The organism is Pantoea sp. JGM49 (assembly GCF_018257655.1).
Taxonomy (GTDB): domain Bacteria; phylum Pseudomonadota; class Gammaproteobacteria; order Enterobacterales; family Enterobacteriaceae; genus Pantoea; species Pantoea communis.
The window spans coordinates 76,978-101,086 of sequence record NZ_JAERJM010000013.1 but is presented as its reverse complement, the minus strand read 5'-3'; the positions used below and the strand labels follow the sequence as shown (position 1 = coordinate 101,086).

17 protein-coding genes and 2 pseudogenes are annotated in these 24,109 nt (G+C 55.4%); 13 read left to right on the top strand and 6 right to left on the bottom strand.

Annotated elements, in window-relative coordinates; translation table 11 throughout:
• Positions 1 to 289: 289 nt before the first annotated feature.
• From JK231_RS20325 to JK231_RS20315, 3 genes are all read left to right on the top strand, one after another.
• Positions 290 to 1,861 (top strand): ABC transporter substrate-binding protein, encoded by a 1,572-nt coding sequence (locus tag JK231_RS20325; protein ID WP_211729336.1) that lies wholly within the window; start codon positions 290 to 292, stop codon positions 1,859 to 1,861.
• Positions 1,862 to 1,978: 117 nt separating this feature from the next.
• On the top strand, positions 1,979 to 3,481 hold the full coding sequence (locus JK231_RS20320) for a helicase HerA-like C-terminal domain-containing protein (protein ID WP_211729335.1): 1,503 nt from the start codon (positions 1,979 to 1,981) through the stop codon (positions 3,479 to 3,481).
• A 158-nt stretch (positions 3,482 to 3,639) separates the two neighbouring features.
• Entirely contained in the window at positions 3,640 to 4,917 is a 1,278-nt protein-coding gene (locus JK231_RS20315) for a DUF445 domain-containing protein (protein ID WP_211729334.1), read from the top strand.
• Between the two features lie 69 nt (positions 4,918 to 4,986).
• Here the strand turns inward: JK231_RS20315 and lptG are convergent, their stop codons facing one another.
• On the bottom strand, positions 4,987 to 6,063 hold the full coding sequence (gene lptG / locus JK231_RS20310; RefSeq protein WP_034826451.1) for an LPS export ABC transporter permease LptG: 1,077 nt from the start codon (positions 6,061 to 6,063) through the stop codon (positions 4,987 to 4,989).
• Positions 6,063 to 7,163: an LPS export ABC transporter permease LptF gene (lptF, locus tag JK231_RS20305; RefSeq protein ID WP_097118222.1), complete on the bottom strand. Its 1,101-nt coding sequence runs from the start codon at positions 7,161 to 7,163 to the stop codon at positions 6,063 to 6,065. The genes lptG and lptF overlap by 1 nt, the downstream gene beginning before the upstream one ends.
• A gap of 267 nt (positions 7,164 to 7,430) precedes the next feature.
• Between lptF and pepA the strand changes: the two genes are divergently transcribed.
• The 4 genes from pepA to JK231_RS20285 all read left to right on the top strand — a co-directional run bounded on the left by pepA (position 7,431) and on the right by JK231_RS20285 (position 13,033).
• Positions 7,431 to 8,942 (top strand): leucyl aminopeptidase, encoded by a 1,512-nt coding sequence (gene pepA / locus JK231_RS20300; protein ID WP_034826455.1) that lies wholly within the window; start codon positions 7,431 to 7,433, stop codon positions 8,940 to 8,942.
• A gap of 201 nt (positions 8,943 to 9,143) precedes the next feature.
• Positions 9,144 to 9,605: a DNA polymerase III subunit chi gene (locus JK231_RS20295; protein ID WP_097118221.1), complete on the top strand. Its 462-nt coding sequence runs from the start codon at positions 9,144 to 9,146 to the stop codon at positions 9,603 to 9,605.
• A 2-nt stretch (positions 9,606 to 9,607) separates the two neighbouring features.
• The gene (locus JK231_RS20290) at positions 9,608 to 12,463 is read left to right on the top strand and encodes a valine--tRNA ligase (protein WP_166935957.1); all 2,856 of its coding nucleotides are present in this window, start codon (positions 9,608 to 9,610) and stop codon (positions 12,461 to 12,463) included.
• Between the two features lie 66 nt (positions 12,464 to 12,529).
• A complete protein-coding gene (locus tag JK231_RS20285; RefSeq protein WP_211729374.1) occupies positions 12,530 to 13,033 on the top strand; it encodes a GNAT family N-acetyltransferase in 504 nt (167 codons plus the stop codon).
• A gap of 33 nt (positions 13,034 to 13,066) precedes the next feature.
• On the opposite strand, the gene miaE is transcribed toward JK231_RS20285, so the two are convergent.
• A complete protein-coding gene (gene miaE, locus JK231_RS20280; protein WP_211729333.1) occupies positions 13,067 to 13,828 on the bottom strand; it encodes a tRNA isopentenyl-2-thiomethyl-A-37 hydroxylase MiaE in 762 nt (253 codons plus the stop codon).
• Positions 13,829 to 13,887: 59 nt separating this feature from the next.
• On the bottom strand, positions 13,888 to 14,310 hold the full coding sequence (rraB, locus tag JK231_RS20275) for a ribonuclease E inhibitor RraB (RefSeq protein ID WP_034826466.1): 423 nt from the start codon (positions 14,308 to 14,310) through the stop codon (positions 13,888 to 13,890).
• A 163-nt stretch (positions 14,311 to 14,473) separates the two neighbouring features.
• On the opposite strand from rraB, the gene argF reads away from it, so the two are divergent.
• The 4 genes from argF to ridA all read left to right on the top strand — a co-directional run bounded on the left by argF (position 14,474) and on the right by ridA (position 17,589).
• On the top strand, positions 14,474 to 15,481 hold the full coding sequence (argF, locus tag JK231_RS20270) for an ornithine carbamoyltransferase (protein WP_211729332.1): 1,008 nt from the start codon (positions 14,474 to 14,476) through the stop codon (positions 15,479 to 15,481).
• A gap of 232 nt (positions 15,482 to 15,713) precedes the next feature.
• The gene (gene pyrB, locus JK231_RS20265; RefSeq protein ID WP_034826472.1) at positions 15,714 to 16,649 is read left to right on the top strand and encodes an aspartate carbamoyltransferase; all 936 of its coding nucleotides are present in this window, start codon (positions 15,714 to 15,716) and stop codon (positions 16,647 to 16,649) included.
• 10 nt (positions 16,650 to 16,659) lie between these two features.
• Positions 16,660 to 17,124: an aspartate carbamoyltransferase regulatory subunit gene (gene pyrI, locus JK231_RS20260; protein WP_034826475.1), complete on the top strand. Its 465-nt coding sequence runs from the start codon at positions 16,660 to 16,662 to the stop codon at positions 17,122 to 17,124.
• A 78-nt stretch (positions 17,125 to 17,202) separates the two neighbouring features.
• Positions 17,203 to 17,589 (top strand): 2-iminobutanoate/2-iminopropanoate deaminase, encoded by a 387-nt coding sequence (ridA, locus tag JK231_RS20255; RefSeq protein ID WP_211729331.1) that lies wholly within the window; start codon positions 17,203 to 17,205, stop codon positions 17,587 to 17,589.
• A 180-nt stretch (positions 17,590 to 17,769) separates the two neighbouring features.
• On the opposite strand, the pseudogene JK231_RS20250 reads toward ridA, so the two are convergent.
• Positions 17,770 to 20,154: pseudogene (locus tag JK231_RS20250) on the bottom strand (family 20 glycosylhydrolase).
• 274 nt (positions 20,155 to 20,428) lie between these two features.
• On the opposite strand from JK231_RS20250, the gene nrdD reads away from it, so the two are divergent.
• On the top strand, positions 20,429 to 22,567 hold the full coding sequence (nrdD, locus tag JK231_RS20245) for an anaerobic ribonucleoside-triphosphate reductase (RefSeq protein ID WP_211729330.1): 2,139 nt from the start codon (positions 20,429 to 20,431) through the stop codon (positions 22,565 to 22,567).
• A pseudogene (gene nrdG / locus JK231_RS20240) lies at positions 22,564 to 23,028 on the top strand (anaerobic ribonucleoside-triphosphate reductase-activating protein); the annotation flags it as partial. The gene nrdD and the pseudogene nrdG, both read left to right, overlap by 4 nt.
• On the opposite strand, the gene JK231_RS20235 reads toward nrdG, so the two are convergent.
• Positions 23,023 to 24,060 (bottom strand): permease, encoded by a 1,038-nt coding sequence (locus tag JK231_RS20235; protein ID WP_160833912.1) that lies wholly within the window; start codon positions 24,058 to 24,060, stop codon positions 23,023 to 23,025. The pseudogene nrdG and the gene JK231_RS20235 overlap by 6 nt on opposite strands.
• Positions 24,061 to 24,109 lie beyond the last annotated feature (49 nt).

Here is a 24,109-nt window from a genome sequence, read left to right as displayed (position 1 = left end):
AAATGACCAAAATTGATCGCGCAAGGAAATAATTGCTCAATTCAATCGATAAAAATAAATCATACTTCCATACAAGATAATTATTCTCATTAATAACATCTTATTTACTTAATTGACCAGTACATGAACGATCTATTTCCTGGAAATGACAGGCGGCGCACAAAATAAGTGAAATAATCGCCGAATGTTATCATTTGTTAATTTCCGGCACAGCTCAGAACAAACCGGCATTTTGCCTGAGCGGCAGCAGCGATAGAGTCAATTTATCTATCACTCAGGAAAACAATAAATGCGTGTATTGATTTTGTTGGTCACTTTATGGAGTAGTGCATTCGCCGTGCAGGCTGCGACGCCGAAAGACACGCTGGTGGTTGCCGTACCGCTGGATGGCATTATCAGCTTCGACCCCGCAGAAAGCTTCGAAACGGTCAGCAACAGCGTACAGCGCAACATCTACCAGACTCTGGTGCAAGCCGACCGCGATACGCCACAGAAACTGGCACCGCTGCTGGCGACATCCTGGCAAAGTGGCAGTACGCCGCACAGCCTGGTATTTAACCTTAAACCAGGTGCCCGCTTCTCCAGCGGCAATGCGGTGACGCCGCAGGATGTGATTTTCTCACTGTCGCGTGCTGTGCAGTTGAACAAAGCACCCTCTTTTATTCTCGCCGAGTTTGGCTGGACCAACGAGAACATCGCCAGCCAATTTAAAGTGCTGAATGATCATCAGCTGGAGATTCAATGGCCCGCGCAGATAGGTCAGGATTTGGCGCTGCGCCTGCTTACCGCACCGGTAGCCTCGGTGGTGGACAGCAAAACCGTGCAACAGCATGCGGTGAATAACGATCTCGGCAATGGCTGGCTGCACACCAACACCGCAGGCAGCGGCGCGTTTACGATTCAGCAGTATGTGCCACAGCAGGCGCTGGTGCTGAGCGCCAACCCGCAAGCTAATCCGCAGCCACACCTAAAGCGTATTTTGCTGAAAGGCGTCGCCGATGCGGGTGCGCGTCGCCTGCTGATTCAGCAAGGCGATGTCGATGTCGCTTATCAACTCGGCCCCGATCAAATCGATGCGCTAAAGAGCAATAAGAACCTGCACATTGCGGCGTTCCCTTCGAGCCTGGTGTATTACCTGGGCTTCAATACGCAGAACAAAGCGCAGCCCGCATTGGGTAATTCGGCCCTATGGGAAGCGGCGCGCTGGTTGGTGGATTACCAGTCCATCTCACATGATTTGCTGAAAGGTCAGTACCGCATTCATCAAAGCTTCCTGCCGCAGGGCTTTGATGGCGCGCTGGAGGACCAACCGTTCCATTATGATGTGGCAAAAGCCAAAGCGATTTTAGCCAAGGGCGGGATTAAACCGGGCAGCAAGTTTGCGCTGACGGTGATCAATCAGCCGCCGTACATTGATGTTGCCCAGGCGCTGCAGGCCAGCTTTGCCAAAGCGGACGTGCAGATTGAGTTGCAGCCGGTGGCGGAATCCGAGCTGTGGAGCAAGATGCGCGGCCGCGATTTCCAGTCGATCTTTATCTACTGGGGCGCGGATTACGTTGACCCGAATACCAATGCCAGCGCCTTTGCTTACAACGTGCCGGGCGGCTCGAAAACATTGGCGTGGCGTGTCGGCTGGGAGATTCCGGAACTCAGCGCCAAAACACGTGCCGCAGCAGGCGAAAGTGATGCCGCCAAACGCCGTGCGCTTTACACCGACCTGCAAAACACCGTGCAGCAGAACTCTCCGTTTGTGGTGATGCTGCAGGGCGCGCAGCAGGTGGCGGTGCGGAACAACGTCAATCATGTGCAGCAAGGGATTGGCGTGAGCTTGCTGTTCTTTGATGTGGTGCAGAAGCAATAGATCCTGTTGATGGGGGGATGGCTTCCCCCATCAACACTTTCAGTACAATCTTCATCCTTCCCCTCGCATCGCTTGCTATTCTTTCTGGCATAACCTGTTGCCTGCGAGTGAAAAAATATGACCACCCCGTTGCTGATTGCTCAAACGCCTGACATCCAGTTATCCCTGCTTTCCAATATGGCGAACCGCCACGGCTTAATCACTGGTGCCACCGGCACCGGTAAAACCGTGACGCTGCAAAAAATCGCCGAGTCCTTCTCCAATATCGGCGTGCCGGTGTTTATGGCCGACGTCAAAGGCGATCTCACTGGCGTGGCGACCGCCGGTGAAGGCTCGGAAAAGTTACTGGCGCGGTTGGAAAAGATTGGCGTGACCGACTGGCAGGCACAGAAAAATCCGGTGATGGTGTGGGATATTTTTGCCGAGAAAGGTCATCCGGTGCGTGCCACCGTTTCCGACCTTGGCCCGCTGTTGCTGGCGCGCTTGCTCAACCTCAATGAGGTGCAATCGGGCGTGCTGCAAATCATCTTCCGCATCGCAGACGATCAAGGGCTGTTGCTGCTGGATTTCAAAGATCTGCGCGCCATGACGCAATACATCGGCGATAACGCTAAATCTTTCCAGACGCAGTACGGCAACATCAACAGCGCCTCGGTGGGGGCGATTCAGCGCGGTTTGCTGGCGCTGGAACAGCAAGGCGCTGAACACTTCTTCGGCGAGCCGATGCTGGATATCCGTGACTGGATGCGTTGTGACAACGAAGGCAAAGGTTTCATCAACATCCTTTCCGCCGAGAAGCTGTATCAAATGCCGAAACTCTATGCCACCAGCTTGCTATGGCTGCTGGCGGAGCTGTACGAGCAGTTGCCCGAAGCGGGCGACCTCGATAAACCGAAAATGGTGTTCTTCTTTGATGAGGCACATCTGCTGTTTACCGATGCGCCGCCGGTGCTGCTGGAGAAAGTGGAACAGGTGATCCGTCTGATTCGATCCAAAGGCATCGGCGTCTATTTCGTCACGCAGAATCCGTCGGATATCCCTGATAACGTGCTCGGTCAGCTAGGCAATCGCGTGCAACACGCCCTGCGCGCCTTCACGCCGAAAGATCAAAAAGCGGTGAAAAGCGCCGCTGAAACCATGCGCGCCAATCCGGCATTCAATACCGTGGAGGCCATTCAGGCGCTGGGCACTGGCGAGGCGCTGATTTCGTTCCTCGATGAAAAAGGCAGCCCGTCGATGGTGCAGCGCGCCATGGTGATTGCGCCCGGCTCGCGCATGGGGCCAATAACGCTGGATGAGCGCAACGGCCTGATCAATAACTCACCGCTGTACGGAAAATACGACACCGAAGTGGATCGCGAATCCGCGTTTGAGATGCTGCAAAAAGGGGTGCAAGCCGCGCCGCAGCAGGCCGATGCGCCGGAAGCCAAAGGCAATAATGTCGAAGTTGATGATGGCATTCTCGGCGGGTTGAAAGACATTCTGTTTGGCACCACCGGACCGCGCGGCGGCAAGCGCGATGGCGTGGTGCAGATCGTGGCAAAAAGCGCGGCGCGCCAGGTCACCAACCAAATCATTCGTGGCGTGCTGGGAAGTTTGATGGGCGGCCGTCGTCTATAACACACTGAAAATATTTATCTTCCTCCGCGGCGCTATGTATGGCGCGGGCATCAGCAACGCTGCAGTGACACCTGCGCGCCGCGACATTAATGATGCTGATTGAATAGGTGCAATGATTCGCACCGCCGCCCTAAGGTGTGGTCTGCTAAGATCGTTATATGGATAAATATCAACAACTCAAACGGAGCAAGCGTCTGGCGCTCGCATTGCTGCTGGTTGCCGCAGCGACTTTTGTCGTGACGCTGTTTCTGCCACCCAATTTTTGGGTGCTTGGTCTCAAGGCCATTGCTGAAGCGGCGATGGTCGGTGCGCTGGCCGACTGGTTTGCGGTGGTCGCGCTGTTTCGTCGCGTGCCGGTGCCGTTCATCTCGCGGCACACGGCGATTATTCCGCGCAATAAGGATCGCATCGGGGAGAATCTTGGCCGCTTTGTGCAGGAGAAATTTCTCGATTCCGATTCGTTGCTGGCGCTGATTCGCCGCCACGATCCCTCGCAGATGCTGGCGCACTGGCTCAACACGCCGGGCAACGCCGATCGCATTGGTCGCCATCTGTTGCAGGTGATGCGCGGCTTCCTTGATCTTACGGATGATGAACGCATCCAGCGCTTCCTGCGCCGGGCCGTGCATCGTGCATTGGATAAGGTCGATCTCACCCAATCCAGCGCGTTGTTACTGGATAGCCTGACCAAAAACAATCGTCATCAGGAACTGCTGGATGCGGCAGTGCAACAGTTGCTGCGTCTGCTGCACAAGCCTGGCACGCGTGAGTTCATCGCAATTCAGATTGTGCGCTGGCTGAAGCGTGAGCATCCGATTAAAGCCAAAATACTACCCACCGAATGGCTGGGCGAGCACAGTGCTGACCTGGTGGCCAATGCAGTGGACTCGATTCTCGATGAAGTGGCGATCAATCAGGGGCACGAGCTGCGTCTGGGATTTGACCGCGCAGTTCAGCGGTTAATTGAGAAGCTAAAAACCGACCCCGTAATGGCCGAACGTGCCGAGGTGATCAAAAACTGGCTGAAAGAGGATGAGTCGCTTAATCGCTATATCGGCGAGCTATGGCAGGATCTGCGTAGCTGGCTGAAGGCCGATCTTAACAGTGAAGATTCTCGCGTGCAGGAGCGCGTGCGTCTTGCCGCGCTATGGTTCGGTGAAATGCTGGCAGCAGATGAAGCGCTGCGTATCTCGATGAATCAACACCTGGAAGATGCCGCCCGCAGCATTGCACCAGAGTTCGCCGAATTCCTGACGCGCCACATCAGCGATACCGTGAAGAGCTGGGATGCGCGGGAGATGTCGCAACAGATTGAGTTGAACATTGGCCGCGATCTGCAGTTTATCCGCATTAACGGGACGTTGGTGGGTGGCACCATTGGGTTGGTATTGTACTTGTTGTCGCAGCTGCCGGCTCTGATTCATACTCTGAAGTAATAAAAAAGCCGCCATCGTGATGGCGGCTTCTGTGAGTTTTGGTGATAGCAGCAGGCTATCCCTGAACCATCAACTGCGCTTCATCAGCAGGTACAAGCTGATGGCAAAGAACGCGGCGCTCGGCAATAGCGCCCCCAGAATCGGCGGGATGCCATACACCAGACTCAGCGGACCGAAGATCTGATCCAGCACGTAGAACAGGAAGCCGAAGCTGATCCCCGTGACCACACGCACGCCCATCGACACGCTACGCAGCGGACCAAAGATAAACGACAACGCCATCAGCATCATCACCGCCACGGAAAGCGGCTGGAAGATTTTACCCCACATGTTCAGCAGATAACGCCCTGACACCTGGCCACTCTGCTTAAGGTATTTGCTGTAGTTGTACAGACCGCTAATGGACAGCGCATCCGGATCCAGCGCCACCACGCCAAGCTTGTCAGGCGTCAGGTTGGTTTTCCACTCCCCGCCCAGACTTTGCGAACCGGTAATCTGTTTCGCATCACTCAGGTTGGACTCATCTACCTGCGACAGCTGCCACAACTTTTTGTCCTTGTTCCAGGTCGCACTGGCGGCATAACGCACGCTGAGCAGACGACGCTGGTCGGTGAAGGTGTAAATGCTGACGCCATCAATCTCATTGTCGCCTTTGATGCGTTCGATGTAGATAAAGTCATGGCCGTCTTTCGCCCACAGCCCATTCTGCGTCGACATCAGCGAGCCGCCGTACAGCTGCTGCGCACGGTAGTTACGCGCCATCTGCTCGCCCTGCGGTGCCACAAATTCGCCGATAGCCATGGTCAACAGCACCAGCGGAATCGCGGTTTTCATCACCGCCAGCGCCACCTGCATACGGGTAAAACCCGATGCCTGCATCACCACCAGCTCGCTGCGCTGCGCTAGCGTTCCTAAGCCCAACAATGCACCCAAGAGTGCGGCCATCGGGAAGAAGATCTCAATATCTTTCGGTACGCTGAGCAGCGTGTAGTAACCGGCGTCGAGCGCGGTGTAAGCGCCCTGCCCGGTTTTACGTAGCTGATCGACAAATTTGATGATGCCCGATAGCGACACCAGCATGAACAACGTCAGCATGATGGTGTTGAAGATGGTTTTACCGATATAGCGGTCAAGGACCTTAAACATCAGAGCGATCCTCCACGGCTAAAGCGACCACGAATGCGTCGCATCGGTACCGTATCCCACAGGTTTAACATCACTGCCAGCGCCAGATAAGCCAGGTTCACGACCCACATCCAGATCGCGGGATCGAACTTGCCTTTCGCTGCGTTAGAACGTAACGAACTCTGCAGCAGGAAGAAGATCAGATACAGCAGCATCGCAGGCAGCATTGACAGCACACGCCCCTGACGAGGGTTGACCACGCTGAGTGGCACCACCATCAACGCCATCACCAGCACCGCAAACACCAGCGTTAGACGCCAGTGGAACTCGGCCTGGAACTGCGGCGTTTTGTGTTGGTACAGCGTGCTAATGCTCGCCTGATCGGCATCATTCGGATCGAGCGTGGCTTCTTTATAGCCCACCAGCGCCTGGTAGTTGGTGAAGTCGGTGATGCGGAAATCGCGCAGCATCGCAGTGCCCTCGAAGCGCGTGCCTTTATCCAGCGTCACCACTTGTGAGCCGTCTTTGCGCTGCTCCATATGACCGCTGTCAGCCAGCACCACGGATGGGCGCGCATTACCTTTTGGACGCAGCTGCGCCAGGAACACGTTACCAAACGTGTTGCCTTTGACGTTCTCGACAAACAGCACGGTATTACCGTCGCTGGAGGTCTGAAACTGGCCCGCTGCCAGCGCCGCTGCGCCAGGGTTGGCTTTGGCATTTTGTGTGACTTCATCCTGGTAACGCGATGACCATGGCCCTAACCAAAGGACGTTGACCGCTGCGACCGCTGAAGTCAGCAGCATCAGGATCATCGCGGCCTTGACCAGCACGCTTTTCCCCAGGCCGCAGGCATGCATCACCGTGATCTCACTTTCGGTGTACAGCCGCCCAAGAGTCATTAAAATCGCCAGAAACAAGCTTAGGGGCAGGATAAGTTGTGCCATTTCAGGCACGCCAAGTCCTAACAATGTCAGAACCAGATTTGTTGGGATCTCGCCATCCACCGCTGCACCCAAAATCCTGACTAACTTCTGGCAAAAGAAGATCAGTAGCAGGATGAACAGGATAGCCAGCTGGCTTTTGAGCGTTTCCCGAACCAGATATCTAATGATGATCACGCTTAGTACGCCTGTGATAACTTGTCTTTTTGCAGGAAAATCGCTAGTTTCAACGCTTATCAGCCATTTTTCTTCATCAATGGCCGTCATCGTAGCTAAAATAGTATGACGAACGCGTTAGGGTGGTGAAAAAACAACACATTGCCACCACATCTCATTATGACCGTCGGCGTTAAATTGTCATGGCGCCGCTAAAAATAATGGGTTACGAACGCGCTACATTCTAACGACAGCTAAGGCCGTTGTCTTTAAGATTCAGGAGAGTGCATGGAGTTCAGTGTAAAAAGCGGTAGCCCGGAAAAACAGCGTAGCGCCTGCATTGTTGTAGGCGTTTTCGAACCGCGCCGTTTGTCACCCATTGCTGAACAGCTGGATAAAATCAGCGACGGCTACATCAGCGCCCTGCTGCGTCGCGGTGAACTGGAAGGCAAAGTCGGTCAGACATTGCTGCTGCACCATGTGCCTAACATCCTGTCTGAACGTATCCTGTTGATCGGCTGCGGTAAAGAGCGCGAGCTGGATGAGCGCCAGTACAAACAGGTGATTCAGAAGACTATCAATACGTTGAACGACACCGGTTCGATGGAAGCGGTGTGCTTCCTGACCGAACTGCATGTTAAAGGGCGCAACACCTACTGGAAAGTCCGCCAGGCGGTTGAAACCTCAAAAGAAGCGCTCTACAACTTCGATCAGCTGAAAAGCAATAAAGTTGAACCGCGCCGTCCACTGCGCAAGCTGGTGTTCAACGTGCCAACCCGTCGTGAACTCACCAGCGGTGAACGTGCGATTCAGCATGGTTTGGCGGTGGCAGCGGGCGTCAGAGCCGCCAAAGACCTCAGCAATATGCCGCCAAATATTTGTAACGCCGCGTATTTGGCGTCGCAGGCGCGTCAGTTGGCGGATGCTTACAGCAAAAATGTCACCACGCGTGTCATCGGCGAACAGCAGATGAAAGAGCTGGGCATGAACGCGTATCTGGCGGTCGGGGCGGGCTCACACAACGAATCGCTGATGTCGGTAATTGAGTACAAAGGCAGCACCGATCCTGAAGCGCGTCCAATTGTGCTGGTGGGTAAAGGCCTGACCTTCGATTCCGGTGGTATCTCGATCAAACCTGCCGATTCGATGGATGAAATGAAGTACGACATGTGCGGCGCGGCGTCCGTGTACGGCGTGATGCGTATGGTGGCGGAACTCAATCTGCCGCTGAACGTCGTCGGCGTACTGGTGGGTTGTGAGAACATGCCGGATGGTCGTTCGATGCGTCCAGGCGATGTGCTGACCACCATGTCAGGCCAGACTGTTGAAGTGCTGAATACCGATGCGGAAGGCCGTCTGGTGCTGTGCGACGCGCTGACTTACGTGGAGCGCTTCGAGCCTGAAGTGGTGATTGACGTCGCGACCCTGACCGGTGCCTGCGTGATTGCACTGGGCCATCACGTCAGCGGTTTGATGTCGAACCATAATCCGCTGGCGCACGAGCTGATCAGCGCCTCAGAACAAGCAGGTGACCGCGCGTGGCGTCTGCCGATGGCAGATGAGTATCAGGAGCAGCTGGAATCCAATTTTGCTGATATGGCAAACATTGGCGGCCGTCCCGGCGGTGCCATCACTGCAGCCTGTTTCCTGGCGCGTTTTGCGCGTAAGTTTAACTGGGCGCACCTGGACATCGCAGGTACCGCATGGCGTTCTGGCAAGGCCAAAGGCGCCACCGGCCGCCCGGTTCCGCTGCTGTCGCAGTTCCTGTTGAACCGCGCAGGATTGAACGGCGACGATTAAAGCCGAGCAAAAAATACACACAAATAATTCGAGGTGCAGGAAGGCGGCAAACGAGAGAGTCCCGATGAGCTTACTCAAGTAAGTGATTCGGGTGAACGAGAGCAGCCAACGCATCTGCAGCTCGAAGTATGAAGTGTATAGACGTATGAACTCATGGGGCGCAAAATGCGCCCCACTGTCATTAATGGAAATAAGCTTGCCATGAAAAACGCCACTTTCTATGTGATGGAGTCGGAAAGCGCCAGCGACGGCCTGAGCGCCATCGAAGCACTGGTGTGCGATCTGGCCGAAACACGCTGGCGTGACGGCAAACGCATTCTGATTGCCTGCGAGAATGAAGACCAAGCTAATCGTCTGGATGAAGCGCTCTGGCAGCGTCCCGCCAACGCCTTTGTGCCGCACAATCTGGCCGGTGAAGGCCCGCGATACGGCGCACCGGTGGAATTAGCCTGGCCACAGCGTCGCGGCAGTTCCCCGCGTGACCTGCTGATTAGCCTGCTGCCACAGTTCGCAGATTTTGCTACTGGTTTCCATGAAGTGATAGACTTCGTACCTTACGAAGAATCCCTAAAACAACTGGCGCGCGACCGCTATAAAGCCTATCGCAGCGTTGGTTTCCAATTGAATACGGCGACGCCACCTCCGCCGCAAACGACAGTGTAGAAATGGAAAAGACATATAACCCGCAAGATATCGAGCAGCCGCTCTACGAGCACTGGGAACAGCAGGGCTACTTTAAACCGAATGGCGACACCAGCCAGGAAAGCTTTTGCATCATGATCCCGCCGCCGAACGTCACCGGCAGCTTGCATATGGGTCACGCTTTCCAGCAGACCATCATGGATACCATGATTCGTTACCAGCGTATGCAGGGTAAAAACACCCTGTGGCAGGCAGGTACTGACCATGCCGGTATCGCGACGCAGATGGTGGTTGAGCGCAAGATCGCCGCTGAAGAGGGCAAAACTCGCCAGGATTACGGCCGTGATGCTTTCATCGACAAAATCTGGCAGTGGAAAGCAGAGTCTGGCGGCACTATTACCCGTCAGATGCGTCGTCTTGGCAACTCCGTGGATTGGGAGCGCGAACGCTTCACCATGGATGAAGGCCTGTCGAATGCGGTGCGTGAAGTCTTCGTGCGCCTGTATAAAGAGAATCTGATTTACCGTGGCAAACGCCTGGTGAACTGGGATCCAAAACTGCGTACCGCGATCTCCGACCTGGAAGTGGAAAACCGCGAGAGCAAAGGCTCAATGTGGCATATCCGCTACCCGCTGGCGGATGGCGTGAAAACCGCAGAAGGCAAAGATTATCTGGTGGTCGCCACCACTCGTCCGGAAACCCTGCTGGGCGATACCGGCGTGGCGGTGAACCCGGAAGATCCGCGCTATAAAGATCTGATCGGTAAAGAACTGATCCTGCCGCTGGTGAACCGTCGCATTCCGATCGTCGGCGATGAGCACGCGGACATGGAAAAAGGCACCGGCTGCGTGAAGATCACCCCAGCGCATGACTTCAACGACTATGAAGTCGGTCGTCGTCACAAGCTGCCAATGATCAACATCCTGACCTTTGATGGCGATATCCGCGAGCGTGCGGAAGTGTTCGACACCAACGGTGAAGTCAGCGACGAATGCGCCGATGAGATCCCAGCGCAGTTCCAGAAAATGGAGCGTTTCGCGGCGCGTAAAGCCATGGTGGCTGCGGTTGATGAACTCGGCCTGCTGGATGAAATCAAACCACACGATCTGACCGTGCCTTACGGCGACCGTGGCGGCGTGGTGATCGAGCCAATGCTGACCGACCAATGGTATGTGCGCACGGCTCCACTGGCGAAAGTTGCGGTAGAAGCGGTCGAAAACGGCGACATCCAGTTTGTGCCAAAACAGTATGAAAACATGTACTTCTCATGGATGCGTGACATTCAGGATTGGTGCATCTCGCGTCAGCTGTGGTGGGGACATCGCATCCCGGCCTGGTATGACAACGACGGCAACGTCTATGTTGGCCGTACTGAAGCCGAAGTGCGTCAGGAAAATAACCTGGCTGACGTTGTGGTACTGCGCCAGGACGACGACGTGCTGGATACCTGGTTCTCATCAGGTCTGTGGACCTTCTCGACCCTTGGCTGGCCAGAGAATACCGAAGCACTGCGTACCTTCCACCCAACCAGCGTGCTGGTGAGTGGCTTCGACATCATTTTCTTCTGGATTGCGCGCATGATCATGCTGACCATGCACTTCATCAAAGATGAAGACGGCAAGCCACAGGTGCCGTTCAAAACCGTGTATATGACCGGTTTGATTCGTGATGAAGAAGGCCAGAAGATGTCCAAGTCGAAAGGCAACGTCATCGATCCACTGGATATGATCGACGGCATTTCGCTGGAAGACCTGCTGGAAAAACGCACCGGTAACATGATGCAGCCGCAGCTGGCTGAGAAGATCCGCAAGCGTACCGAGAAGCAGTTCCCGGACGGCATTGTGGCTTCCGGCACCGATGCCCTGCGCTTCACCCTGGCGGCACTGGCCTCAACCGGTCGTGACATCAACTGGGACATGAAGCGTCTTGAAGGTTATCGCAACTTCTGTAACAAGCTGTGGAACGCCAGCCGCTTCGTGCTGATGAACACCGAAGAGCATGATTGCGGGCAGAACGGCGGCGAACTGAAGCTGTCACTGGCCGATCGCTGGATTCTGACCGAATTCAACAGCACCGTGAAAGCCTATCGTGAAGCGCTGGACAGCTATCGCTTTGATATCGCTGCCAACATCCTGTACGACTTCACCTGGAACCAGTTCTGTGACTGGTATCTGGAGCTGACTAAGCCTGTGATGAGCAACGGCAGCGAAGCGGAGTTGCGCGGCACGCGTAATACGCTGGTTACCGTGCTGGAAGCGGTGCTGCGTCTGGCGCACCCAATCATTCCTTACATCACCGAAACCATCTGGCAGCGTGTCAAAGGTCTGAAGAACATCGATCACGACACCATCATGCTGCAGCCGTTCCCGCAGTTTGACGCGGCAAAAGAAGATGCGGAAGCCAAAGCGGATATCGAGTGGATCAAGCAGGCGATCGTGGCAGTGCGTAACATCCGTGCTGAAATGAACATCGCACCGGGTAAACCGCTGGATGTGCTGCTGCGTGACTGCTCGCCAACCGCGCAGCGTCGTGTCGATGAGAACCGTAGCTTCCTGTCACGTCTTGCGCGTCTGGAAAGCCTGACCATTCTGCCTGCGGGCGAGAAAGGTCCGGTCTCGGTCACCAAGATCGTCGAAGGCGCTGAGTTGCTGATCCCAATGGCGGATCTGGTCAACAAAGAAGCCGAGCTGGAGCGTCTGGCGAAAGAGTTGACCAAGCTGGATGTCGAGATTGAGAAGATCCAGGTCAAACTGGCGAACGAAGGCTTTGTTGCACGTGCACCGGAAGCGGTGGTGGCGAAAGAGCGCGAGCGCATCGTTGAGCTGGAACAATCAAAAGCAAAACTGATTGAACAGCAGGGCGTGATTGCGGCATTGTAAGCGCATCAGTCCAATTGCTAAATCATAGCCGGGCACTGCCCGGCTTTTTTACACCGGAAGAAAATGATGACCACCGCTACGCCACTGAATTTACAGGTGCGCCCGATTGTTGCGGCCGATAATCCGCTGATTGCGCAAGTGATCCGTGATGTCTCCGCAGAGTTTGGCCTGACCGCCGACAAAGGTTACACCGTGTCCGATCCGAATCTGGATCGCCTGTTCGAGTTGTACAGCGAAGCGAACAGCGCTTACTGGATCGTCGAGCATGAGGGACGTGTTGTGGGCGGCGGCGGCGTGGCACCTTTGGCGTGTAGCGCACCGGACATCTGCGAATTGCAGAAGATGTACTTCCTGCCCCAAGTGCGCGGTTTAGGGCTGGCGCGTGCGCTGGCGTTGCGGGCGATGGAGTATGCGCGTCAGCAGGGTTTCTGTCGCTGCTATCTGGAAACCACCGGCACGCTAACCCGCGCGATTAAGCTGTATGAATCACTGGGATTTGAGCTGATTGATAACGCGATGGGCTGTACCGGGCACGGTGATTGCGAAGTGCGAATGTTGAAAGTGCTGTGATGTAAAAGCGGTGCGCAGATTTGCGCACCCAACTTAGTAAGCGGGCACACCGCTATGGAAACGCAACTCACCATCCGGCTCGCTGATTAATTTCGCTTCTGCTGCACCAAACGCCTGCACGCGCGGCGTAATATCCTTCGCTGAAATCTGTTCCGCCAGCTTCAAATAATCCTGATAGTGACGCGCTTCAGAACGCAGCAGCGAAATATAGAACTTCTGCAGTTGTTCATCCAGATACGGCGCCAGGCTGGCAAAACGCTCACAGGATCGCGCTTCGATATAGGCTCCGCAAATCAGCTTATCCACCAGCGCTTCAGGTTCAAACGTACGGATTTCACGAATCAGCCCTTTGGCATAGCGGCTGGCAGTGATTTTGCGATACGGCAAACCACGCGACTGCATGATTTCCCACACCTGATAAAAATGATGCAGCTCTTCTTTGATCAGCAGAATCATCATCTCGACCAAATCATCCGCCCACGGCAGTTCGTTACGCACAATGATGCTCTTGGTCAGATTTTTATGCGCGTTAATGAAGTTGCTGTCTGGCTCTTCGCGGTAGATGAAATCTTCGTACGGCTTGAGCCACGCCAGAATGGCATCGCCACTGGGTTTATCGGCTACATACTTACGAATGATAAACACCGCGGTTTGTGCCGCTTTTAACTCGCACACCATGTGATCGGTCAGCAGCAGCGTCAGGTTTTCCGGCTTGCGCGCTTCGTCAATCCACGCTTGTGGCGTGCGGCAGTGCAGGAATTCATAAATGGGTTCTAACAGGGGAGCGTAATTCATCGGTGTTCTTTATCTGGCGGGGAAGTGGTTCTGGGCGGCGAGCGCCGCCCGTTTAAGACTTAGTGACGCACACCGTCGTCTTCTTCGTCGTCGATGAAATCACCATCGTCGTCTTCATCTTCCGCGTCCGGGTCTTCGAAGTAAGTGCCCCAGCCGTCGTAATCGACATTGAACTTACCGGCCAGATTCACCAGTTGCTCAACTTGTGCATCAATCAGCTCTGGCTTCAATGCGCCTTCGCTCAGGATATCCACACACATCACCGTGCCACCCTCTTCCAGCTCCAGCTCTTCTGGCTCGCTCACCTCAAAGCCCAGTTTGAAAGCCTCAACCGCGACTTTCTCCAGTGAGTCGAAGTTGTTGCAAGAGAGGTGATGCTCGATAGTGTAAAGCGCATCCGGATCGCTGCCGTCTTCCAGCAACTCTTCAATGATCAGGCGGGTTTCTTCGCGCTGTTCTTCCAGCAATGCTTCATATGCCATGTGCGTGTCCTCAAAATGTTCGACGTGAATGCAATTATTTTCCCACACTGCCTCGCGCGCCACTACACAAAACGGAAAGTTTCTTAACGCCGGGGTTGAAAATGCATATTCATACGGTTAGATTGAATTTTAATTCATTATTAGTCCCCATCTGGAGCGCTGTATGAGTCAGCTGTATTCGAGACACTTCCTGAGATTGCTGGATTTCACCCCCGCTGAAATCGCCGACCTGCTAAGTCTGGCAGGTGAATTAAAACACGCTAAGAAAAATGCCCAAGAAACGCAGTACCTGAAAGGCAAGAATATCGCGCTCATCTTCGAAAAAGACTCGACCCGTACCCGATGCTCTTTCGAAGTTGCCGCATACGATCAGGGCGCTAACGTCACTTACCTTGGCCCAAGCGGCAGCCAGATCGGCCATAAAGAGTCAATGAAAGACACCGCGCGCGTATTAGGCCGCATGTATGATGGCATTCAGTATCGTGGCTTCGGCCAGGAATTGGTGGAAACGCTGGCGGAATTTGCCGGTGTGCCGGTGTGGAACGGATTGACCACGGAATTCCACCCGACGCAGTTGCTGGCAGATTTGCTCACCATGCAAGAACATCTGCCAGGTAAACCATTGAGCGACATGACGTTGGTGTATGTGGGTGACGCACGTAACAACATGGGCAACAGCATGTTGGAAGCGGCAGCTCTGGTAGGGCTGGACCTGCGCCTGGTGGCACCGAAGGGTTGCTGGCCGGAAGAGCAGTTGGTTGAACAGTGTCGCGTTGCAGCACAGAAAACCGGTGGCAAAATCACCCTGACCGAAGAGATTGCCGAGGGCGTACAAGGTGCGGATTTCATCTACACTGATGTGTGGGTGTCAATGGGTGAAGCGAAATCGGTATGGGAAGAGCGTATCGCCCTGCTGCGTCCGTATCAGGTAAACAGCGCGATGCTGGCGCTGACCGGCAATCCACAGGTGAAATTCCTGCATTGCCTGCCCGCCTTCCATGATGATCAAACCACGCTGGGCCGTCAGATGGCTGAACAGTATGGTCTCAAAGACGGCATGGAAGTGAGTAACGAGGTGTTTGAATCGGCGCACAGCATCGTGTTCGATCAGGCCGAAAACCGCATGCATACCATCAAAGCGGTGATGGTCGCCACGCTGGGTAACCCATAAAGCAAACGTTTACCTTGCGGCGATTTCTGCTTGATGCAAATCAGTGAATGCGTATAATGCGCCACAATTTGCCGGAGGAAACATGCAACAGCGCAGCGTACAATTTGCCGCTCTACCCCGCCTGACCACAGGCGATGCCGCTGTTTCTTTCCGTCAACCATTGATCGTAAAAAAAGCCCCTTAAGCAGGGGCTTTTTTTTGTCCGCAATCCGGCAGCGCAGAGGAGAACGCTATGGCCAACCCGCTATATCGCAAGCACATTATTTCCATTAACGATCTCAACCGCGAAGAGCTGGAGCTGGTGTTACACACCGCTGCCCAGCTCAAGGCTCATCCCCAGCCGGAACTGCTGAAGCACAACGTGATCGCCAGCTGCTTCTTTGAAGCCTCGACGCGCACCCGCCTGTCGTTTGAAACCGCTATGCATCGTTTGGGTGCTTCAGTGGTGGGCTTCGCCGACGGCAGCAATACTTCGCTCGGTAAGAAAGGCGAAACGCTGGCCGACACCATTTCGGTGATCAGCACTTATGTCGATGCGATTGTGATGCGTCATCCGCAGGAAGGCGCCGCGCGCCTGGCGACTGAATTCTCCAGCGGCATTCCAATTCTCAATGCCGGTGACGGTGCCAACCAGCATCCGACGCAAACCCTGCTGGATCTGTTCACCATCCGTGAAACCCAGAGCCGCCTCGACAACCTGAATGTGGCGATGGTCGGTGACCTGAAATATGGCCGCACCGTGCACTCGCTGACCCAGGCGCTGGCGAAATTCACCGGCAACCGTTTCTACTTTATCGCGCCGGATGCGCTGGCGATGCCGGCCTACATTACCGATATGCTGGATGAGCAGAACATTGTCTGGACGCGCCACGACACCATCGAAGAAGTGATGCCGGAACTCGACATCCTGTATATGACCCGTGTGCAGAAAGAGCGTCTCGATCCGTCTGAGTACGCCAACGTCAAAGCACAGTTCATCCTGCGCGCGGCCGATTTAGCCGGCGCACGCGACAACATGAAAGTGCTGCATCCGTTGCCGCGTATTGATGAGATCACCACTGACGTCGATAGCACGCCGCACGCCTGGTATTTCCAGCAGGCGGGCAACGGCATCTTCGCCCGCCAGGCTCTGCTGGCACTGGTACTGAATAGCGAACTGGCCCTGTAAGGAGAAACCGATGACTCACGATAATAAATTGCAGGTTGAAGCCATCAAGCGTGGCACGGTAATCGACCATATTCCTGCGCAGGTCGGTTTTAAATTACTGTCGCTGTTTCGCCTGACCGAGACCGACCAGCGCATCACCATTGGACTGAATCTGCCTTCAGGTGAGATGGGGCGCAAGGATTTGATTAAGATCGAGAATACCTTCCTGACCGATGATCAGATTAACCAGCTGGCGGTGTATGCGCCTCACGCCACGGTTAACCGCATTGATGAATACGAAGTAGTAGCGAAAATCGCTCCGACCTTACCGGACCGTGTCGAACGCGTGCTGACCTGCCCGAACAGCAACTGCATTAGCCGCAGTGAGCCAGTATTCAGCAGCTTCGCGGTGAAACAGCGTGACGATGATGTGCACCTGAAGTGCAAATATTGCGAGAAAGAGTTCGCGCGCCACGTGGTGCTCGGTCACTGGTAATCGTGCTTATCGTCCCTATAATGGGGCGAACCAATACGCGGCTGACAAAGGTCGGCTGCGCACTTTTAAGGAGAAACAATGTCTCGCGAAATCAGCACAGAAAAAGCACCCGCAGCAATTGGCCCTTATGTGCAGGGCGTGGATCTCGGCAGCATGATCATCACTTCAGGCCAGATCCCTGTTGATCCGGCGACCGGTGCCGTGGCAGATGATGTGTCTGCGCAGGCGCGTCAGTCACTGGAGAACGTGAAGGCGATCGTGGAAGCCGCTGGCCTGAAAGTGGGCGACATTGTGAAAACCACCGTGTTCGTGAAAGATCTCAATGACTTCACCACCGTTAACGCCACTTACGAAGCCTTCTTTACCGAGCACGATGCCAGCTTCCCAGCACGTTCTTGTGTGGAAGTGGCGCGTCTGCCGAAAGATGTGAAGATCGAGATTGAGGCCATTGCCGTACGTCGTTAAGTAAAGGCAATGCGCAATAAATTGCGCCGCTACAAATTTGTACTCAACTGTGGCGGCGCGATGAGTGTGTTAGAACATCACCTTAGCGACATCAATGCATGGCGTGCTCTTCACCCCCGTAGCGACGTAATTCCATGGTGTGCCATCCCCTCGTAGCGGCGTAATTGATCGCGCATCCGTTTATTTAGACGACCTCAGCAGCTTCTCTAGCGGCCTGACCAGCGCCAGCACGGTTTCATCCTGCACCTCGGCAGCGGCATCCAGTTTGGCATGCATCTCGGCCACTTCGCTGGCACCGTACGCCTGATTACGCTGCATCGCATTGACCAAATCGATGCCCATGCGGCTCAGTTGCGCCACCTGCTGAACCTGCTGCTGCAGCGGCTTGAGCTGATAGCTGCTCAGAATCAGCGGCATCACCGCGTCACTGTTGTTCTGCCAGCGCTGTAACTGCTGACGAATAACGTTGGCCGCCATGCGATCCTCGCGGTTGGCGATCAGTGCATCGACTTGTTTATCCAGTAACCGCACCGGTTCGCTTTCGGCAGGCAGTACATCCGCCAGACGATTGAGCGGCTCGAAATAGTCATAGTGCCCTGCCTGGAATTTCAGGTGCTGACGCGTGTAATACTGCGCCGGTTCCAGCACCTCCGCCAGCACGCGCAGCGGCGTGATATCGCTGGTGTTGGCCAGTCGCATCATCTGCACCTCCGCCTGCTGATGCTGCTGTAATCCCACCGACACCGTGCCCCAGCGATCCACCGCGTTTAAGCGTTGGTACATGTTGTCGCTGTCGGTGACATCCTTCGCCGACCACAGACGCTCAGCCACCACAAAGGCACGCGGCCATAAACGCGTATCAATTACCCGGCTGTTGACGTTTTCCGCCCACAGCGCTGCTTCACCGCCAATCAGGTTGTTTTGCATTTGCTCAGGCGTTGGCACTGAAGGCTGAATACCGGTCGGCACCTGTGCCAGCTTGCTGCCCTCAGCGGGATAGCGCACATTGCCCACCAGCATATAACCGGTCAGTTTGTCCTGCGTCAGAGTGACCATTGGCTGAAACGGCCCCATCCAGGTATCCACGCTAAAGGTCAGCTGCGTGGGCGACAGCCAGCGAATATCACTCACCATACGCCGCGCTTTGCCGCTGAAATCAATATAGCCACGCCAGCCGTTTTTAGCTTCCACCAGAGTGAAACTGCCTTTGACCGGGCTGCCCTTCAAACGCGGCATGGTGAACTGCCAGCTCTGCGCTTGCTCGTCGGCTTGAATCTGATCCTGACCCTGGAGTCCCTGCGGCCAGGGCTCGTTGCGGTAGTGGTAGGCTGCGGTTTGCGGTTGATCGAGATAGAAACCGGTTGAGAGAATGCCACGGAAATCGTGCTTCGCCACCTCACCTAACGCATCCTGCCCCTGCCAGGACTGGATCAAAATGCTGTTCGGCAGGTCCGGATGGTAAACCTCATCCCAGCCAATCATCCGGCGCTGATGCGCTTCCAGTATCTTCTCCACTCGCTGATTGAACCACGCCTGTAATGCGTGCGTGTCCTTCAGGCCATGGTCGCGCATAAACTGCTGAATCTTCGGCGAGTCGTTCCATTGGGTCGGATCCACTTCATCGCCGCCGATATGGATATAAGGATCGGGGAAGATCGCCGTAACCTCGCCCATTAGCGTATCGATGAAGGTGAAGACCGCTTCGTTGCTGGGATCGAGCAGCGGTTTAAACACGCCCCAGCCGCGTTCCATCTGGTACGGGCCCGGCGCGCTGAGCAGTTCTGGCATCGCCACCGCGATCGCCGAGGCGTGCCCCGGCACATCAATTTCCGGCACCACGCGCACGCCGCGCTGGGTGGCATAACGCACCACATCACGCATCTGTTGCTACGTGTAGTAAAGGCCGTCGCTGGCCTTCTCCTGCAACTGCGGATAGTGGCTGGAGGCAAATCTCCAGCCCTGATCATCGGTCAGATGCCAGTGGAATACGTTCATTCGCGCTGCGGCGATACCGTCAATCTGCCGCTTCACCGTTTCAATCGGCAGGAAGTGGCGTGCCGAATCGATCAGCACCCCGCGCCACGGGAAGCGTGGTTTATCGTCAATGATGACGTAGGGGATCTGCGTTCCCGTCTCATTATTCTGAATCAACTGCAGCAGTGTCTCCATGCCGCGCATCGCACCGAAACGCGTGTTGGCTTTTAGCGTCACGCCGCCGCTGTTGACCTCAAGACGATAGCTCTCATCGCTGTCCGGTTGTGGCAAGGGATCCACTGCCTGGGCAATTTGTACCTGAATGGTGGCCTGATCGCTCGGCGCACTGGCGGGCAGCAGCGGCCAACCGGTTTGACGTGAAATGCGCGCACGCCAGCGCACTTCAGCCCCCTCCAGATGATCGCCCGTAATATGCAGCGTGAATTGCGGTGTCAGCGTCAATGCGCCGCCGCTGGCAGGCTGCACCACTTTTTGCGGCCAGGGCATTAAAGGCAGATCGGAGGCGGGGGCGGCAACAGCGGAAAAAGTCAGGGATAAACAACAGGCGAGCAGCGTTCGTTGCAGAGGCATGTAAGGCATCCTTCTAATTAAATGACGGGCCAAAAATAGGCAAAAAAAAAAAATCATTAAACCTGCTTCGCATCGCAAATCAAGTTGTAAAAGTTCGAAGTTTGGTCTGCTTAAAACTTTTGAAGTTTAGTCCGCTTTACCATTGTGCGGCTTTCAATCTTCGTTATGTCTTCTTTGCGGCAGGTCAAAAACAACGCAATTAATTTCAGCCAAAACACCACATATTGCGATTACACTCTGCACAAATATCTACATATAGTTTAACGGAGAGAAAATGGCGGCGGTGGTGATTAAGCGAGACGGCTGTAAAGTGCCGTTTGAAGCGCAGCGTATTGCGCTAGCGGTTCAGGCGGCGGCGCAAGCTGCTCAGATTGATGATGCGAGTTGGTGCACACAAGTCGCAGAGCAAGTGAGCCAGCGATTGTCCGATCGCATTGAGGTCGATATCCGTGACATTCAGTGCGCAGTGGAAGAGACGCTGATGGCCGGACGCTGGCCGCAGCTAGCGCGCGCGTATATCGAATATCGCCATGACCGTGATTTAGCCCGTGAACAGCGTGGCAAACTGCATCACGCCATTCGCGGCCTGGTTGAACAAACCAATGCCGCGCTGCTCAACGAAAACGCCAACAAAGACAGCAAAGTGATCCCCACCCAGCGCGATTTGCTGGCAGGCATCGTTGCCAAACATTATGCCCAGCAGCAGCTGCTGCCGCGTGATGTGGTTCTGGCGCATGAGCGCGGTGAGATCCACTATCACGATCTCGACTATTCGCCATTTTTCCCGATGTTTAACTGCATGTTGATCGATCTTCAGGGCATGTTGAACAACGGCTTCAAGATGGGCAACGCCGAAATCGAGCCGCCAAAATCCATTGCCACCGCGACGGCGGTGACAGCACAAATTATTGCGCAGGTCGCCAGCCATATTTACGGTGGTACCACCATCAACCGCATTGATGAAGTGCTGGCGCCGTTTGTGACGCTTAGTCTGGAGAAACATCGCGCCGTGGCACAGCAGTGGCAGATCCCGGATGCGGAAGCCTATGCGCGCGTGCGCACCGAGAAAGAGTGTTATGACGCATTCCAGTCTCTCGAATATGAGGTCAACACGCTGCACACTGCCAACGGGCAGACGCCGTTTGTCACCTTTGGCTTTGGTCTTGGCACCGATTGGGCCGCACGCCTGATTCAACAGTCGATTCTGCGTAATCGCATCGCAGGGTTGGGGAAAAACCATAAAACTGCGGTGTTCCCGAAACTGGTATTTGCCATCCGCGAAGGGGTGAATCGTCGTCCCGGTGATTTTAACTACGACATCAAACAGCTGGCGCTGGAGTGTGCCAGCAAGCGCATGTATCCCGACATTCTCAATTACGACAAGGTGGTGGAAGTCACCGGTTCGTTCAAAACCCCGATGGGCTGCCGCAGCTTCCTCGGCGTGTATGAGGAAAACGGTAAGCAGATTCACGAAGGGCGCAACAATATTGGGGTCATAAGCCTGAACCTGCCGCGCATTGCACTGGAAGCCAAAGGCAATGAAGCTCATTTCTGGCTGCTGCTGGATGAACGGCTTGAACTGGCTAAACGGGCATTGATGACGCGCATCGCCCGGCTGGAGAAAACCAAAGCACGCGTAGCGCCGATTCTCTACATGGAGGGCGCGTGTGGCGTACGTTTGAACGCTGATGACGAAGTCGGCGCGATTTTCCGCAACGGCCGTGCTTCGATCTCGCTCGGCTACATCGGCCTGCATGAAACGCTGAACGCGCTGAGCGGCAATGAAGTCCATCCGTATGATGCGCAGCACCTGCGGGAAAAAGGTGTGGCGATTGTGCAGCGACTGCGTGCTGCTGTGGATGCGTGGAAAGACGAGACCGGCTACGGTTTTAGCCTGTACAGCACGCCAAGCGAGAATCTCTGCGATCGCTTCTGCCGGCTCGATGCCGCCGAATTTGGTGTGGTGCCGGGCGTGACCGACAAAGGCTACTACACCAACAGCTTCCATCTCGACGTCGAAAAGAAAGTGAATCCCTACGACAAGATCGACTTTGAAGCGCCCTACCCGGCCATCGCCAATGGCGGCTTCATCTGTTACGGCGAATACCCCAATATTCAACACAACCTCAAGGCGCTGGAGGATGTGTGGGATTACAGCTATCACCGCGTGCCCTATTACGGCACCAATACGCCAATCGATGAGTGCTACGAATGCGGCTTTACGGGTGAATTCAGTTGCACCAGCAAAGGCTTTACCTGTCCGTGCTGTGGTAACCACAATCCGGCACGGGTTTCCGTCACGCGCCGTGTTTGTGGCTATCTGGGCAGCCCCGACGCGCGCCCCTTTAACGCCGGTAAGCAGGAAGAGGTACAGCGCCGCGTTAAACATCTGGATGCCGGACAGTTAGGATGATGCGTATTCATCGCTATTACGCCGTCGATATCGTCAATGGGCCGGGCACGCGCTGCACGCTGTTTGTCGCCGGGTGCGAGCATCAGTGTCGCGGCTGCTACAACCAAAGTACCTGGCGCCTCGATTCCGGTGATCCCTTCACGCTGGAGATGGAAGAGCAGTTGATTGCCGATCTCAAGGATCAGCGCATTCCGCGTCAGGGGTTGTCGCTCAGCGGCGGCGATCCCCTGCATCCGCACAATGTGCCGCACATCCGTCGTCTGGTGAAACGCGTGCGGCGTGAATGCCCGGACAAAGATATCTGGCTGTGGACCGGCTATGAGATGGCGGAACTGAGCGCGGCACAGCGTGAAGTGGTGGATGAAATTGATGTGCTGATCGACGGGCGGTTTGTGGAAGCGGAGAAAGATGCGCGGCTGCTATGGCGCGGCAGCCGCAATCAGAAGATCTGGTATTTACGTCAGCCACAGGGCGATCGTACCGAGGATCATACCGCTCAGCGCCACGCCAATCAGCGCGATCCACAGCGCGCGCGCCGGGAAGGCACGGTGCAGCATCAGTAGCGATGGCACACTCACGGCGGGTAAGGTTACCAGCAGCGCCAGCGCAGGCGCGATCCCCATGCCCGCCAGCATCATGGTCTGTACAATGGGAATTTCTGCAGCGGTGGGAATGACAAACAAACAGCCCGCTATCGCCATCAGCATCACCCAAAACAGCGTGTTGCCCACTGCGCCATCGGCATGCGGGAACAGCCAGACTCGCGCAGCACCCAATAATAGCACGGCAACGATATACAGCGGGATGGTGTTCCAGAACAGCCGCCACATCACGCGCAGCCAGCGAGTCAGAAACGGCTGCTCGCTGTCGGCAGCCATCACCATGGGCGCGGCAATGGTTTGTTCTGGCACGCTACGCTGCACCAGCGATGCAATGCCTGGCACCATGATCACGCCCGCCACCAGCCGAATCGCCGCGAAGTGCCAACCCAGCACAAATCCCATAAAGATTAGCGTGGCGGGATTTAATAGCGGATTGGCCAGCCAAAAGGCCATCGCCGCCCCGCTGGATACCTGCGACTGACGCAAACCCGCCGCCACCGGCGCGGCACAACAGGTGCACATCATCCCCGGCAAGCCTAAACCGGTGCCGATCAGCGTCGATCCAAACCGCGAGTTGCCCATCAGGCGCAGCAGCCAGTTGCGTGGGATCAGCACCTGTACCAGCGATCCCAAAATCACACCCAGCACTGCGGCTTTCCAGACGGCGAGGAAGTAAACCATCGCGTAATCCAGCGCCGCGCGCCACGGTGAATCCGCGGCATTCGCCAAAATGGATATGCCGATTGAATGGGTTTCAGCCGCTGTGAAGGCTTTGCCGTAATAGGGCTGCCATTTGACGTACCACAGGCCAATGACGACGACGGCGAGGAACAGCAAGGGTTTCCACCATGCGAAGCGCGCCGCTGGTGCAGAAGATGCAAGTTGGGTCATAGCAGATTCCGTATTCTACAGAATAACGAATGCCGCACTGGGAAGTGAG